The 14,467-nt window shown below is 71.1% G+C and carries 14 protein-coding genes; 7 read left to right on the top strand and 7 right to left on the bottom strand.

The window, feature by feature from the left end; all coding sequences use genetic code 11:
- Positions 1–33 precede the first annotated feature (33 nt).
- Entirely contained in the window at positions 34–1,215 is a 1,182-nt protein-coding gene (locus tag ACWD10_RS05640; RefSeq protein WP_451087348.1) for a hypothetical protein, read from the top strand.
- 52 nt (positions 1,216–1,267) lie between these two features.
- Here ACWD10_RS05640 and ACWD10_RS05635 read toward each other — a convergent pair whose 3' ends face one another.
- Complete coding sequence (locus ACWD10_RS05635; protein ID WP_451087346.1) at positions 1,268–1,843, bottom strand: TetR/AcrR family transcriptional regulator; 576 nt, start codon at positions 1,841–1,843, stop codon at positions 1,268–1,270.
- Between the two features lie 82 nt (positions 1,844–1,925).
- On the opposite strand from ACWD10_RS05635, the gene ACWD10_RS05630 reads away from it, so the two are divergent.
- Both ACWD10_RS05630 and ACWD10_RS05625 read left to right on the top strand, forming a co-directional pair.
- Positions 1,926–2,063: a hypothetical protein gene (locus tag ACWD10_RS05630; protein ID WP_451087344.1), complete on the top strand. Its 138-nt coding sequence runs from the start codon at positions 1,926–1,928 to the stop codon at positions 2,061–2,063.
- Positions 2,064–2,068: 5 nt separating this feature from the next.
- Positions 2,069–2,599, top strand: coding sequence for a hypothetical protein (locus ACWD10_RS05625; protein ID WP_451087342.1), 531 nt, complete (start codon positions 2,069–2,071; stop codon positions 2,597–2,599).
- On the opposite strand, the gene ACWD10_RS05620 is transcribed toward ACWD10_RS05625, so the two are convergent.
- On the bottom strand, positions 2,580–3,260 hold the full coding sequence (locus ACWD10_RS05620) for an SCO family protein (protein ID WP_451087340.1): 681 nt from the start codon (positions 3,258–3,260) through the stop codon (positions 2,580–2,582). The two genes, ACWD10_RS05625 and ACWD10_RS05620, sit on opposite strands and share 20 nt — an antisense overlap.
- Before the next feature lie 201 nt (positions 3,261–3,461).
- On the opposite strand from ACWD10_RS05620, the gene ACWD10_RS05615 reads away from it, so the two are divergent.
- The 4 genes from ACWD10_RS05615 (at position 3,462) to ACWD10_RS05600 (ending at position 8,498) form a co-directional block, all read left to right on the top strand.
- Complete coding sequence (locus tag ACWD10_RS05615) at positions 3,462–3,965, top strand: DUF6153 family protein (protein ID WP_451087339.1); 504 nt, start codon at positions 3,462–3,464, stop codon at positions 3,963–3,965.
- A gap of 96 nt (positions 3,966–4,061) precedes the next feature.
- Positions 4,062–4,727, top strand: a complete 666-nt coding sequence (locus tag ACWD10_RS05610; RefSeq protein ID WP_451087337.1) for a DUF305 domain-containing protein — start codon at positions 4,062–4,064, stop codon at positions 4,725–4,727.
- Positions 4,728–6,066: 1,339 nt separating this feature from the next.
- Entirely contained in the window at positions 6,067–7,203 is a 1,137-nt protein-coding gene (locus tag ACWD10_RS05605) for a PLP-dependent cysteine synthase family protein (RefSeq protein WP_451087335.1), read from the top strand.
- Complete coding sequence (locus tag ACWD10_RS05600; RefSeq protein WP_451087333.1) at positions 7,200–8,498, top strand: MFS transporter; 1,299 nt, start codon at positions 7,200–7,202, stop codon at positions 8,496–8,498. Before ACWD10_RS05605 ends, ACWD10_RS05600 begins: the two co-directional genes overlap by 4 nt.
- A 122-nt stretch (positions 8,499–8,620) precedes the next feature.
- On the opposite strand, the gene ACWD10_RS05595 is transcribed toward ACWD10_RS05600, so the two are convergent.
- From ACWD10_RS05595 to ACWD10_RS05575, 5 genes are all read right to left on the bottom strand, one after another.
- Positions 8,621–10,114, bottom strand: coding sequence for a GntT/GntP/DsdX family permease (locus tag ACWD10_RS05595; protein WP_451087331.1), 1,494 nt, complete (start codon positions 10,112–10,114; stop codon positions 8,621–8,623).
- Positions 10,111–11,019 carry an NAD(P)-dependent oxidoreductase gene (locus tag ACWD10_RS05590; RefSeq protein WP_451087329.1) on the bottom strand — a complete coding sequence of 303 codons (909 nt, stop codon included), beginning with the start codon at positions 11,017–11,019 and terminating at the stop codon, positions 10,111–10,113. Before ACWD10_RS05590 ends, ACWD10_RS05595 begins: the two co-directional genes overlap by 4 nt.
- Before the next feature lie 230 nt (positions 11,020–11,249).
- Positions 11,250–12,113 carry a class II fructose-bisphosphate aldolase gene (locus tag ACWD10_RS05585; protein ID WP_451087327.1) on the bottom strand — a complete coding sequence of 288 codons (864 nt, stop codon included), beginning with the start codon at positions 12,111–12,113 and terminating at the stop codon, positions 11,250–11,252.
- Positions 12,113–13,570, bottom strand: a complete 1,458-nt coding sequence (locus tag ACWD10_RS05580) for a four-carbon acid sugar kinase family protein (RefSeq protein WP_451087325.1) — start codon at positions 13,568–13,570, stop codon at positions 12,113–12,115. Before ACWD10_RS05580 ends, ACWD10_RS05585 begins: the two co-directional genes overlap by 1 nt.
- A gap of 88 nt (positions 13,571–13,658) precedes the next feature.
- On the bottom strand, positions 13,659–14,357 hold the full coding sequence (locus ACWD10_RS05575) for a FadR/GntR family transcriptional regulator (protein ID WP_451087323.1): 699 nt from the start codon (positions 14,355–14,357) through the stop codon (positions 13,659–13,661).
- Positions 14,358–14,467: the final 110 nt, after the last annotated feature.

Below are 14,467 nucleotides of genomic sequence, written 5' to 3'. Positions count from 1 at the left end.
CCCTGAATTCCCCTCTACGCAAGGAAGTTGGCCATGCCGTCCACTGCGCCCGCCGCGAACGTCGCCGTCCTCGGAGCCGGGCCCATCGGCCTGGACGCCGCCCTCGCCTGCGCGGACGCCGGATGGCCCGTCACCGTGTACGAGGCGGGGGCCGGGCCCGGCACGCATGTCCGCGCCTGGGGCCACGTCCGCCTGTTCACCCCCTGGGACCTCAACGTCTCCCCGCGTATGCGCGCCCACCTGCCCGCGGCCCCGGCCGGGGCGGCCTGCCCCACCGGCACCGAGTTGGCCGAGGAGCTGTTGCGTCCGGTGGCCGAACTCCCCGCCCTCGACGGCCGGATCCGCTACGGCACCCGCGTCGCCGCCCTGGCCCGCACCGGCCTGCTCAAGCACGAACACATCGGCACCCCCACCCGTACCGAAGCTCCCTTCACGCTCCTCCTCGACACCCCGGACGGCGAGGACACCGCCGAAGCCACCCTCGTCCTGGACTGCACCGGCACCTACGGCCACCCCAACACCCTCGGCGACGGCGGCATCCCGGCCCCCGGCGAACGCGCCCTCGCCGACCGCATCACCCGCAGCCTGCCCGACACGACCACCGACCCCGGCCGCTGGTCCGGCACGGTGCTGCTCGTCGGCGCGGGCAAGTCCGCCCAGACGGCCGCTCGCGATCTGGCCGCCCTGCCCGACACGCGGCTCGTATGGGCCATCCGCTCCCCCGCCCCGGACTGGGGCGCCATCGAGAACGACACCCTGCCCGGCCGACAGGAACTCGTCGACGTCGCATGCCGGTTGACGGACACGACGGCCGCTGGACACGACCGCGTCACCGCGCACACCGGCGCCCGCGTCCAGTCTCTGCACACCGATGCCGCCACCGGCCGCATCCGGGTCTCCCTGGCCACCGCGGACGGCCCGCACGAGGTGCTCGCCGACCACGTCGTCTCCCTGACCGGCTACACCGGCGACCCCTCGCTCCACCGCCAGCTCCAGGTCCACGAGTGCTACGCCACCGGCGCCCCGATGAACCTCTCCGCCGCCCTCCTGGGCTCGGCCGGTGGAGACTGCCTCGCCCAGACCTGCCCCGGCCTCGACACCCTCCGCACCCCCGAACCGCACTTCTTCGTCCTGGGCGCCAAGTCGTACGGCCGCCTCAACACGTTCCTGCTCCGCACCGGCTACGACCAGGTCACCGAGGTCACCTCCGCGTAACGGCCGACGGCGGCCTCGGCGAAGTAGCCCCGGCGTCAGCTCAGTTCGAGGGTCAGTTCGAGGGGCGCAGACCGGACAGGGTGACCGCGACGAGGCGGCGCACCGCGGCCTTGGACCGCGAGGTGCCTGCTGCGGCGAGGGCGTGCAGGCAGTAGTTCGCGAGCTCGTCGGGGGCCACGTCGTTCCGGATGATGCCCGCCGCCACACCCTCCTCGAGGAGGCCGCGGATGAACCCGGTCAGATGCTCCTGGGCGCGCGCGACGTGCTCGCCCTCGTGCAGGGCCGCGGCGAGCTCCGCGCCGTGGCCGTGGCGGCGCTGCTGGATGAACGCATAGGTCTCGAGTACGGCCTCGAGCCGCTCACCGGGACCGCCCGGGCCGTCGCGGAGCTCGGCGAGCTGCTCGAGGTGCTCGGCGATCCGGCGCTCGTGCCAGGCGGCCAGGATCGATTCGACGTCCGGGAAGTACTTGTAGAGCGTGGCCCGGCCGATGCCCGCCTCTTCGGCGATCTTCGACATCGTCACCCCGCGCAGGCCGTACTCGGCCACCAGCTTCGCCGTCGCGTCCAGGGTCGCCTCGCGGACGGCGCGGCGGTGCGCGTCGATCGTGTCGTTCCACAGCTTTGGCACCCACCCAGCATACGAGGCGACAGAGTCGATACACTCTGGATAGAGAGAGACACTGTGTATCGATAAAACCTCGGAGGTATCCATGACCCACACGCCGCCCCGCGCCCCACGCTGGGTGAAGGTGTCCGCAGCCGTCGCCCTCGCCGTGTTCCTGACGTTCGTCGTGCTGCACCTCACCGGAAGCGGATTCGGCGGCGGCATGCACTCCGGCGGTCACTGATGGTCATGCCGCCCCGGCTTCGCAAGCTGGCGCTGACCACCCACGTCCTCACGTCCGTGGGGTGGGCCGGCGCGGTCACGGTCTTCCTGGCGCTCGCCGTCGTGGGCCTGACCGGCCAGGACGCGCGGCAGGTGCGGGGCGCGTATCTCGCGATGGAGGTCGCGACCTGGTACGTCATCGTGCCGCTGGCCTTCGCCTCGCTACTGACCGGGATCGTGCAGTCCCTCGGCACGTCCTGGGGCCTGGTCCGGCACTACTGGGTCCTCGCGAAACTGCTCCTGACCGTGGCCGCCACCGCCCTGCTGCTCCTGCATACGCAGCCCGTCGGCGCGGTCGCCGACCTGGCCGCCACGACCACACTCGCCGATGGCGACCTCGGCGGCCTGCGGATCCAACTCGTGGCCGATGCCGCGGCGGCGCTCGCCGTTCTGCTTGCGGCCACGGGGCTCGCGGTGTTCAAGCCCCGTGGTCTGACCCGGTACGGGTGGCGCAAGCAGCAGGAAGGGGCCTCTCGCTCTACGGGTTCTGGCCCTTGATCAGCTTCGGCAGCGCCTTGGCGTAGGCGTCGGAGGTCGTCTCCTCATGGAAGATGACGTGCGCCTTCTCGTCCTTGGGTGAGAAGGCGAGGACGGTCTTTCCATGCGTGGAGAGGACGTTGCCGTCCTTGTCCTTCTCGGGTGCCTCGATGCCGACGCCGACGCTGCGCGCGGCCGCCTGGATGGTCTTGAAGTCGCCCGTCAGGCCGATGAAGTCGGGGTTCCCGGCGGCCGGGAGCCACTTGCCCAGCTCCTTGGGGGTGTCGCGCTCGGGGTCGGAGGTGATGAAGACGACCCGCACCTGCTCCTGCTCGGCCTTGCTGAGCTCCTTGTACGCGACGCCGATGTTGCTCACGACCAGCGGGCACACGTCGGGGCAGTGGGTGTAGCCGAAGTAGATCAGCGTCGGCTTGCCCTTGGTCTCCTCGCGCAGGTCGAACTTCTTGCCGTGGGTGTCGGTGAGGACCACATCCGGCTTGGCGAAGGGCGTGTCGAGGACGGTGGACGAGGCCTTGTCCTGCTTGCCGCCGGAGACCTCGAACGGCTGATGGGCGCCGTGCTCGCCATCCTTGCCTCCGCCGCCGTCACCACTGCCGCAGGCGGTGAGCGTCAGCGCGGCGGCCGCGGTCAGTGCCACGGCGAGAAGAGTGGTCTTGCGCATGGGGTCCGTCCCGGAGCGATGAAGGTTCTTGGCAGGAGGACGGCCGGCGAGCGGCGCGTCCGTGGAGCTCCTCGGCGCCTCGGGCGCTCCGCGGACGAGCCTACGACAGCGGTTCCGCCGTCCCGCATCCGCCCGTCCACAGGGAGCCGCCCCACGCAGCTCCGACGACACTTGGGTACTGTCGTCTGCGGAGGTCGAGCGGTGAACACGAGCAAGCACACGCGAGCGGCCGGTGCCATGGCGCACCTGCTGCTGGTCGTCGTGCTCGCACTCGGCGTGTTCGTCATGCATACGGTCGGTCATCCCGACGACTCCGCTGCCTCCTCCGGGGCCGGGATGGCCGCCGGAGCACATGGCCCCGTCGCGGGCACGCATACGGCGCCGGGGCCGGACCACGCCGCCATGACGGCCGCTGCCTCTTCCCCCGCCCTCGGCGCGGCATCCGCCGAGCACGAGCACGGGCAGAAGCACGAGCACGCCACCGCCACGGTGGACCAGCACGGCACCGGCATGGGGATGGACATGGCCTCGCTGTGCGTGGCCGTCCTGGTCGGCGCCTGGGCGCTGGCAGCCCTGCGGTACGCCGCGTTCATCCGTCGGTCCGGCTGGCTGGCGAAGCTCCTCGCGCGGTCCGTGGTGCTGCTGCGGCCGAATCCTCCGCCGCGTATACCGGTCCTCGCTCAGTCGTCAGTCCTGCGGATCTAGGCCGAACCGTCCGCGCGGGCGCTCTTCGTGCTGCCCGCGTGAGCCACGTACGCCAGGACACACACCCGCAGTACTGAACACCAGAGGTATATCGACATGAGCTCGAGCAACCGCACCATCCGCCGTCCCCTGCGCCGCCGTCTCGCGGCCGTGGGCGTCGTCGCCTCCGCATCTCTGCTGCTCGCCGCGTGCGGCAACGACGACGACATGAGCGGCACGGACCAGGGCGCCAAGTCCTCCGCCACCGCCAAGGAGCCGGGCGGCAACGCGTCCGCCGCGGACTTCAACGACGCGGACGTCACCTTCGCCCAGGGCATGATCCCGCACCACCAGCAGGCCCTCGACATGGCCAAGCCGGCCGAGGACCGGGCCTCCGACGCGGAGATCAAGAAGCTGGCCCGGCAGATCGAGAAGGCCCAGGACCCGGAGATCAAGACCCTCAAGGGCTGGCTGAAGTCCTGGGGCAAGCCCGCCGAGTCGGAGTCCATGCCCGGCATGGACCACTCCGAGCACGGCGGCTCGGGCGGCATGGACGGCATGATGTCCGAGCAGGACATGAAGGACCTCAAGGCCGCCAAGGGCGCGGACTTCGACCGTGCCTTCGCCGAGATGATGATCGAGCACCACAAGGGTGCGATCACCATGGCCAAGGACGAGCTGAAGAACGGCAAGAGCGCCGACGCCAAGAAGATGGCGAACGCCATCATCAAGGGCCAGTCCGCCGAGGTCGCGCAGTTCGAGAAGATCCTCGACCGGCTCTGATCCGCAGCACTCCGTAAGCCGTTCCGGGCCCCGCACCACCTGAGCGTGGGGCCCGGAACGGCACCCGGACCACACCTTCTACGTGGACCACACCTTCTACGCCAGCGGCCAATTCACGCCCTATTCCATCGACTTGGTTGCGCACCACGGACCAATTGACGCTACGATCACGGCATGGTTACGGCCTCCCGGACTTCACGGACGCTCCGGGCCCGCTCACAATCGGCGGGCCCGTGGCGGCTGTTCTGGATGGCCACCCTGCTTCTGGGGTTGTTGTATACGCACGGAGTGAGTGGCGAAAGCGCCGCAAGCCACATTTCCGTCGGCATCTCCACCGCGGCCACAACGGCATCCGCACCCCGCACCGCGCACGAGGACCCGCCTCACCAACACGACGGTGACACCCCGGAGCACGCCGCCGCTGACTGCCTGGCCAGTCAGCCCCAGCACGGCGCTGACCTGCCCGTTCCCGGTGTATGTCGGCTTGACGTCAGCACGCGGGCGCCGCTGCCCGCCGCCCGCCACTCCCGGCAGGCCGCGGCGGATCCGGCCGCCGCGGCGACCGGGAGAGATCCAGCGATTCTGCGGGTCTAGGCCGACCACCCTCGAACTGGTCGCCGTATTTCACCTCACCCTGATTCCGGGCATTTCCACCATGGGGCGAATGCGCCAATTTCCGGTGCCCGATCGGCCGTATCTCCTCCGCAGGTAATTCCGCGATAAAGGGCATGCGGCACCGAGTTGGGCACCCCTCGTCGCCCCGCTGACCCTTCCTGCCGCCCGACCGGATTTCCGGTCATGAGGGCTGCCGTACGGAGTGCCGTGACGTATCTGTCTCTTGGTCGGATTCCTCTGCAGCAGCCGGGATGTCCGCTGCGCAGAATTCTTCTCGGTGGCCTGTTGGCCCTGCTCCTCAACTGCCTGCTGCCAGTACACAACGACGCACACCCGCAGTTCTCGACCCAGCCCCTCAGCGCCCCCGCCGAGAGGTCCGCCACCCTCTCCGCACCGCCAACTCCCCACCACGACACGGACTGCCGCTTCCTCGTCCGCGGCCGAGCGGACGTGGCGCAAGGCCGGTCGACACCCGTGGGCCCCCTGCCCCTCCTGGCCACGGCGACCGCCGTCGCCGCTCCCTGGCCCCGGCTTGTACGGGCCCGTCCACCCCGGCACGAGCCCGCACCACCCCGCACCACTCGAAGAACCCTCGCCCGGGTCTGCCGGTGGCTCATCTAGGCCACCCGCCCCGCGTGCCGTCCCGCGCGCAGAGCACCCCGTACACCCGTACACCCGTACACCCGTACACCCGTACACCCGTACTTCGAGTGAAAGCGACACCATGCGATCTCAACCCCCCATCGTCGTCTCCGACCCCGAATCCCCCCGTACCGGGCCGGTGTTCGCCGCGTCGACCCCGACCACCCCTGGTGTGTCCGGGCTCGTCGGCAACACCCCGGTCCTGCACATCTCCGAGCCGCTGGCCCCCGCCGGGCGCGGCTTCTGGGCCAAGCTGGAGGGCTTCAACCCCGGCGGCATAAAGGACCGTCCCGGCCTGCACATGGTCGAGCGGGCCCGCGCCCGCGGTGATCTGCAACCCGGCGCCAGGGTCATCGAGTCGACCAGCGGCACACTCGGCCTCGGTCTGGCGCTCGCGGGTATGGCGCACGGCCACCCCGTCACCCTGGTCACGGACCCGGGGCTCGAGCTGTCGATGACCCGGCTGCTCACCGCGTACGGCGCCCAGGTCAACGTCGTCTCCGAGCCGCACCCCACCGGCGGCTGGCAGCAGGCCCGCCGCGACCGGGTGGCCCACCTCCTGGAGCAGCACCCCGGGTCCTGGTGCCCGGACCAGTACAACAACCCCGACAACACCACCGCGTACACCCCGCTCGCCCTCGAACTCGCCGCGCAGCTGGGCCATATCGACGTCCTGGTGTGCAGCGTCGGCACCGGCGGCCACTCGGCGGGCGTGTCCCGGGTCCTGAGCCAGCTCTACCCGGGACTCGAGGTGGTCGGAGTCGACACCATCGGGTCCACCATCTTCGGTCAGCCGTCCCGGCCCCGCCTGATGCGCGGCCTCGGGTCGAGCATCTACCCGCGCAACGTCGCGTACGACGCCTTCAGCGCGGTGCACTGGGTGGCCCCGGCCGAGGCGGTGTGGACCTGCCGCCAACTCGCCACGTCCCACTACGCGACCGGCGGCTGGAGCGTCGGCGCGGTCGCGCTGGTCGCGGGCTGGCTCGCCCGGACCCGCCCGGCCGACACCCGGATCGCGGCCATCTTCCCGGACGGCCCGCAGCGCTACCTCGGCACCGTCTACGACGACGACTACTGCGCGGCGCACGGCCTGCTCGACGCTCCACCCACCGCCGAACCCGAGGTGGTGGGACGCCTCAACGAGAAGGAAGTCGCGCGCTGGACGCGCTGCGCCACCGTGGTCGACCCTCTCACCTTGGCCGAGGAGGAGAACCGGTGAAGAGCACCCTCGCGCAGGTGCGCTCCTACGAGCGCAGCGTCCAGCTCCTGATGGTGAACCAGTTCACCATCAATCTGGGCTTCTACATGCTGATGCCGTATCTGGCCGCCCACCTCTCCGGCACCCTCGGCCTCTCGGCCTTGTTGGTCGGACTCGTCCTCGGCGTACGGAACTTCAGCCAGCAGGGCATGTTCCTGGTCGGCGGCACCCTCGCCGACCGCCTCGGCTACAAGCCCCTGATAGTCGCCGGATGCGTACTGCGAACTCTCGGCTTCGCCACGCTCGGTCTGGTGGACTCGCTGCCCGCACTCCTCGCCGCCTCCGCGGCCACCGGGCTCGCGGGCGCGTTGTTCAACCCGGCGGTACGCGCCTATCTCGCCGCCGACGCCGGGGAACGCCGAGTCGAGGCCTTCGCCCTGTTCAACGTCTTCTACCAGGCGGGCATCCTGCTCGGCCCGCTGGTGGGCATGCTGCTGACCGGCATCGACTTCCGCGTGACCTGCCTGGTATCGGCCGCGATCTTCGCGCTCCTGAGCATCGTGCAGATCCGCGCCCTACCGCCGCGCCACGCAAGCGACAAGACGCCGCACGAGAATGCCGAAGGCGTCCTGACCCAGTGGCGCTCGGTCATCACCAACCGCCCGTTCCTGCTCTTCTCGGCGGCCATGATCGGCTCGTACGTCCTGTCCTTCCAGGTCTACCTGGCCCTGCCGCTCGAGGTGCGACGCCTGGGCGGCGACGGGGAGTTCGGGACCGCCGCGGTGGCCGTGCTGTTCGCCGTCTCCGGCCTCAGCACCATCATCGGCCAGACACGGGTGACCGCCTGGTGCAAGGCCCGCATGGCACCCGGGCGCGCGCTCACCTGGGGCCTGACCACGATGGGCCTGGCGTTCCTGCCGCTGCTGGCGGCGACGGCAATCCCCGTACCGGACAAGGGCATGGGCCTCTGGCTCCTTGCAGCCGTACCCCCGGCGCTGGCGGCACTGCTGCTCGCACTCGGCACGATGATCGCGTACCCCTTCGAGATGGACACCATCGTCCGCCTCTCCGGCAACCGCCTCGTCGCCACCCACTACGGCCTGTACAACACCATCTGCGGCATCGGCATCACGCTGGGAAATCTGTTGACCGGTGCGGCACTTGACGCCGCCCGCGCCGCGGGCATGTCCGCCCTGCCGTGGCTCACCCTGCTCGCCCTGGGCCTGGCCTGCGCCACCGCCTTGTACGGCCTCCACCGCACCGGCCGCCTCGCGGCACCGACACCGGCACCGGAGCCACGGGCCGCGACGGTCTGAACCCGGCCCCCTGAGTACCCGCCCCATCGCACGTACAGAGCTGCCCCCAGGCCCGTTGAGGCTTGGGGGTACAGCTCCGTACGCCGACACGTCAGGCCGACACGTCAGGCCGACACGTCCGTTCAGACCAGCGGCCACAAGACCCCGGTGAGGGCGAAGGCGGTGAGGCCCATTGCCGTGGTCAGGACTGTCCAGGTGCGTAGGGCGGTGGGGACGTTGATGCCGATCAGTTTGCTGAGCATCCAGAAGCCCGAGTCGTTGATGTGTGACAGGGCGAGGGCGCCGCCGCCCATGGCCAGGGCGACCAGGGCCAGTTGGGGCGAGGACAGGTCGACGTCCTTCAGGAGGGGTGCGAGGAGGCCGCCGACGGTGACCAGTGCGACCGTGGCCGAGCCCTGGGCGGCGCGCAGCGTCAGCGTCATCAGGAAGGCGAGGGCAAGCAGCGGCAGACCGCTGGCCTGCAGTACGTCGGAGACGGCGTCGCCGATGCCGGTCTTGACGAGGACCTTGCCGAAGATCCCGCCGGCGCCCGAGACCAGGACGACCAGTGCCACGGGCGGCAGTGCGGAGCTCAGGACCTGCTCGATGTGGGAGGCCGACCAGCCGCGGCGGGCGCCGAGGAGGTAGGTGCACAACACGACGGCGATGAGCAGGGCGATCATCGGAGCACCGAGCACGCCGAGGACGGTCCGCAGCAGCGAGCCTTCGGGCAGGAAGGTCGTGCCGACCGTGCCGAGCATGATGAGCACGATGGGCGTGAGGACCAGGGTGAGGATCGTCCCGAAGGACGGCGGGCGCTCGGGCTGCTTGGTGTCGCTGGGCGCCGGGGCCAGGACGGTGGTGCCGCGGGCGTCGCCGTTGTCCGCGTTCCGCCTGCCGGTCGAGGGGGCGGAGCCGGAGCCGCCGCCCGTGCCGTCCGCACCGTCCGTGCCCACCGTGCCGTCCGTCTCCGGCTGGTCCGTACCGCCGTAGACCCGCTCGTACAGCTCGGGGTCGATCGGGTACTCGCGGCGGGTCATGCGGCGGGCGAGCAGGAAGCCGACCACGGTCACGACCGCGGTGATCGGGATGCCGAAGAGCAGGATCATGCCCTGGTCGGCGCCGATGAGGCCGGACAGTGCCACCTGGCCCGGGTGCGGGGGCAGCAGGGCGTGGACGGTGAGCATCGCACCGGCCAGCGGCAGGGCGTACAGCAGGATCGGCTTGCGGGAGACCCGGGCGACCCCGAGGACGATCGGCATCAGGATGATCAGGCCGACGTCGAAGAAGATCGGGATGCCGAGGACGAAACCGGCCACGGTCAGCGCCAGCGGGGTGCGGCGCTCACCGAAGCGGTCGATCAGCGACTGCGCGAACGACCGGGCCCCGCCCGAGATTTCGATCATCCGGCCGACCATGGCGCCCAGCGCGATGATGATGGCGATATAGCCCAGGGTCTGGCCCATGCCCTCCTGGACGGTGGTGACCAGCTCTGCGGCGGGGATGCCCGCGGCCAGCGCCACGCCCAGGCTCGCCAGGAGCAGGGCGACGAACGCGTTGACCTTGAAACGGATCACCATCAGGAGCAGCGCGGCTATGCCGCCCGCGGCGATCAGGAGCAGTGTGGCGGCGCTCATCTGTCGGTCTCCTTCGGCGAGAGCACGGTGACGATGCTGGAGTCGTCGTGAGCGGCCAGACCTGCACGCTCGCCAAGCAGGTAGAGCTGCTCGGCGGCGGCCGCCAGGGGGACCGGAACATGGGCAGACTTCGCAATTCCGGTCACAATGCCCATGTCCTTGACGAAAATGTCAAGCCTGGACTTCACCTCGGGGGCCTGCTCGGAGGCGTACGTCTCGGCCATGCGTGGCCCGCGGTCCGCGAACATGAAGGAGCCCGCGGCGCCGTGCTTGAGGCTGTCCACCACGAGCGCCGGGTCGAGCCCGAGCTCGCGGGCGAGCGCGATGGCCTCCGCCGCGGCCGCGATGTGCACACCGGCAAGGAGCTGGTTGACGGCCTTCATCGCCTGGCCGTCACCGGGGCGCGGGCCGACAACGGTGAGCGTCGAGGCGAGCAGGTCCAGGACCGGCCGGGCCGTCTTCAGCGCCATGTCCTCGGCGCCGACGACGATCAGCAGATCGCCGTCACCGGCCCGCACCGGGCCACCGCTGACCGGCGCGTCCACGGTGAGCACACCGCGCTCGGCGAGCCGCAGGGCGGTGCTGCGCGCCGCCTCGGGGCCGACCGTACTGGTGAGGATCACGACCGCGCCGGGGCGGAGGGCAACGGCGGCGCCGTTCTCACCGAAGAGCGCGCCCTCGACCTGCGCCTGGTCGCGTACGGCGAGCACGACGACATCGGCGTCACGGGCGGCCTCGGCCGGGGACGCGGTGTCGCGGGCGCCCTCGGCGGCCAGGGTGGCCCGCCGGTCGGCGGCGATGTCGTAGACGGAGACGGGCAGTTCACCGGCCAAGCGGCGTGCCATGGGAAGTCCCATGGCACCCAGGCCGATGACGGCCGTATGGGGACGGGGGTGGGGAGACATTTCTGTCCTCCTGGGGAGAGCGGAGGGGAGAGGAGAGGAGAGGAGAGGAGGGAAAGGAAGGGGAGGGGAGGGAAAGGAAGGGAGGGGGTTGGCTGCCGGGGTGGGGAAGGCTCCGGCTTGTGCCGTACGGCTGTACGACGGTCTCGTGCCGTACGGCGGTGCGGTGCGGCTCGTAGTAAGCGGTGCGGCTCGTAGTAAGCGGAACCGGGTTCAGCGGTGCTGGGTCAACGTCACGGATTGCCTCCCTCGGCGCGAGGGCTCAGGCGGCCGATGACCTCCAGCGCGGCGTCCCGCACCGCGTCGCGGCCCGCCGTCCACACGGAGACGACATCGGAGCCGGGCAGCGCGGACGGGAGGGCCGCACGAACGGCCTCCAAGTAGGCCCGGCGCAGTTCGGCGTTGACGTTGACCTTGGCGACGCCGCGCGCGAGGGCGCCGTGCAACTCCTCGACGGGCAGACCGCTGGCGCCGTGCAGGACGAGCGGGACCGGTACGGCTTCGTGGATCGCGGCCAGCCGCTCCAGGTCGAGGCGGACCGGGTCCTTGGTGAAGCCGTGGACGTTGCCGACGGCGACGGCGAGCGCGTCCACGCCCGTCGCGGCCACGAACTCGGCCGCCTGCCGCGGATCGGTCATCGCCGCGGTCTGCGCGACGGCATCGGTGGAGACGTCCTCGTCGCCCGGCAGGGCACCGAGTTCGGCCTCCACCCAGGCGCCGTGGTCACGGGCCTGCCGTACCGCCTCCTTCGTCAGGGCGATGTTCTCGGCGAACGGCAGGTGGGAGCCGTCGACCATGACGGAGGTGTAGCCCGCGTCCAGGCAGGCCGTGATCTCGTCCAGGTCCCGGCTGTGGTCGAGGTGCACCCCGATGCGGGCGCCGGAGTCCTCGGCGGCGTCAAGGGCCAGCCGCATCAGGGCCTGCCGCCCGGCGTGCTTGAAGGGGCTGGCGCCCGCCTGGATCAGGACGGGCCGTCCGGCGGCCTCGGCGGCGGCCGTGATGCCCTGGACCGTCTCCAGGTTGTAGGCGACGAACCCGGGCAGGGCGTGACCGGCGGCCGCGGCCTCCTTCAGGGCATCGGTTCCGTGCAGCAGCATCAGGCACTCCGGAGCAGGTCGAGGGCGTCGGCGAGGGCGTCGGCGCCGCCGACGTTCCCGGCGAAGACGATGTACGGGATGCCGGCGGCGGGGCCGTCCACGGGTTCCCAGAGCGAGACGATGCCGGGAAGCAGCGTGCCCCGGGCCCAGGCACGGCGGATCTCCAGGCCATGGGTGGCGGTGTCGCTGGAGGTGATGCCGCCCTTGGCGACGACGTACGCGGGCCGACGGATGGCGTTGACCTGACGTACGGCCGCCACGAGCGCGGCGGAGACCCGACGCGAGATGGCCAGGCTGTCGTCCGCGTCGGCACCCGTCACCAGCGTGCGCGAGGTGCGGATCACGGCGTCCGCCGAGTCGAGCGCGTGGGCGGCGGCGGCCGCGACCTCGGCGATGTGGGCGGTACGCCGCTCCTCGTCGAGCAGGAGGGCCACGTCCAGTTCGTACTCGGCGATTCCGCCGCGCTCCCGCAGCCGGTCCAACTGCCGTGTCGTCAGCGAGACATGGGACCCTACGGCGATCAGCCCGTGCGGCGCGTCCCCGCGCAGCGGGCGCAGTTCCGCCGGGGTGAGCGGTGCCCGCCCGGCCTGTCCGGCGCGGGCCCGGACGAAGGACGGCCCGACCCGGTAAAGGAGCCGCGTGCCGTTCTCCTCCGCCTCCGCGAGGGCCAGGGCAAGGACCCGCAGATCGTCGTCGCACACCGCGTCGACCACGGCCGTACGCCCGCCGCGCAGCGAGGACAGCAGCCGCGCCGTGTGCGCCGGGCCGCCGCCACGCAGGTCGTCGAGGGTGATGCGCAGAACCTCGTCCGCGGGCACACGCCCGCCCGTCTTCTCCTCGACCCACTCGGGCAGCGAAGAGCTGCGGTAGCCGAAGGTGGCGTCGCGGGCGAACTCGCTCTCGCCGACCGGAAGGAGTCCGTCGGCCGTGCGCATCCAGTGGCGGGAGCCGACGGTCAGCCGGCCCGCCTCGATGTAGGCGGGGACGAGCACCACACCGTCCGGAGCGCCGCCGCCCAGCTCGGTGAGCTCCTGGGCGAGGACGTCGGTCTCCAGCGGGAAGTGGCCGCGCAGGGTCGAGTCGCCACGGCTGGCCAGGACGTATCCGGTGCCCTCGGCCGCCGATGCCGCGTGCAGCGCGCGGACCACCTCGCGGTTGCGGGCGGCGGCGTCCTCGGGCGACAGGCTGCGCGTGTTGGTGAGGACGAAGAAGGCGGCGCTGTCCTGGCGCAGCGCCCAGCGCAGGTCGTCCACCGTCCAGGAGGTGAGGACCGGGACGTCGGCGACCGTCTGGGTGCCGGTCGGGTCGTCGTCGAGCACGACGATCCGCCGAGGTGGCCGCCCGCCGGAGATGCGGGCGGCCACGTCGGCGGCGCTCACCTCGCGGACCGGTGGGAGCCCTTCAAGCACCGCGGCTTCGGGGACGGGCCGCGTCCGGGCATGGAGGGGTAGGGACATGGCGAATTCCTGGTCTGTTACGGGGAGTTGAACGGAGAGTCGAGAGGGGGAAGGTCAGGGGAGTTGAAAGGAGAGCCGAGAGCGAAGGTCAGTCGAGGTCGCGCTTGATCACATGGGTGCGCAGGTCGTCGGCGGTCTGGTTCATATGGCCGTCCATGGCGGTTCGGGCGGCCTCGGGGCTGCCGGACTCCAGCGCGGCGAGCACCCTCTCGTGGTGCGCGATGGCGTTCGTACGGATCTCGGGTACGGCCGAGGTCTCCCGGCGCCCCTCGACGAGCAGCGGCCCGAACGGCTCGAAGAGCAGCGGGACGAACAGGTTGCCCGTCGCCCGCATCACCGTGTCGTGGAAGTCGATGTCGGCCTGCACGAACTGCTCGGTGTCGCCCGCGTCGGCGGCCTCGCGCATCACCGCCAAGTGCTGGCGCAGCGCCTCCAGGTCCTCCTCGGTGCGGCGGGCGGCGGCCAGCTCGCACGCGCCGTTCTCGATGAGCCGGCGTGCCTCGATCAGCCGTTCCGACAGGGCGCCGCTCGCGGTGCGCGAGGCCGCCCGCACCACCGGCTCCAGGGCGGTCCACCGGTCCGGCGGGTTGACGTAGGTGCCCCGGCCACGCACCACTCGGACGACGTTCTGCGCACGCAACTGCTTGACCGCCTCGCGCACGGTCAGACGGCTGACCGCGCCCTGCTCCGAGAGCTCTCCCTCGGGCGGCAGAGCGGAGTCCGGCGGGTACTGGCCGTCGATGATCGCGGCGAGCAGCTGCTCGGCGAGGTCGTCCGAGAGCGACATGGCAGGAACCTCTTCGTTCGGTGATCTTCGGCGTCTTCGGTGTTCTTCGGTGTGCCCTTGGGTGAATCACATCTGACGTCAGACATCTGATGTCTATCTGTCGGTAACGA

Source organism: Streptomyces sp. NPDC002851 (assembly GCF_053591935.1).
This window is presented reverse-complemented; position numbering and strand designations above follow the sequence as displayed.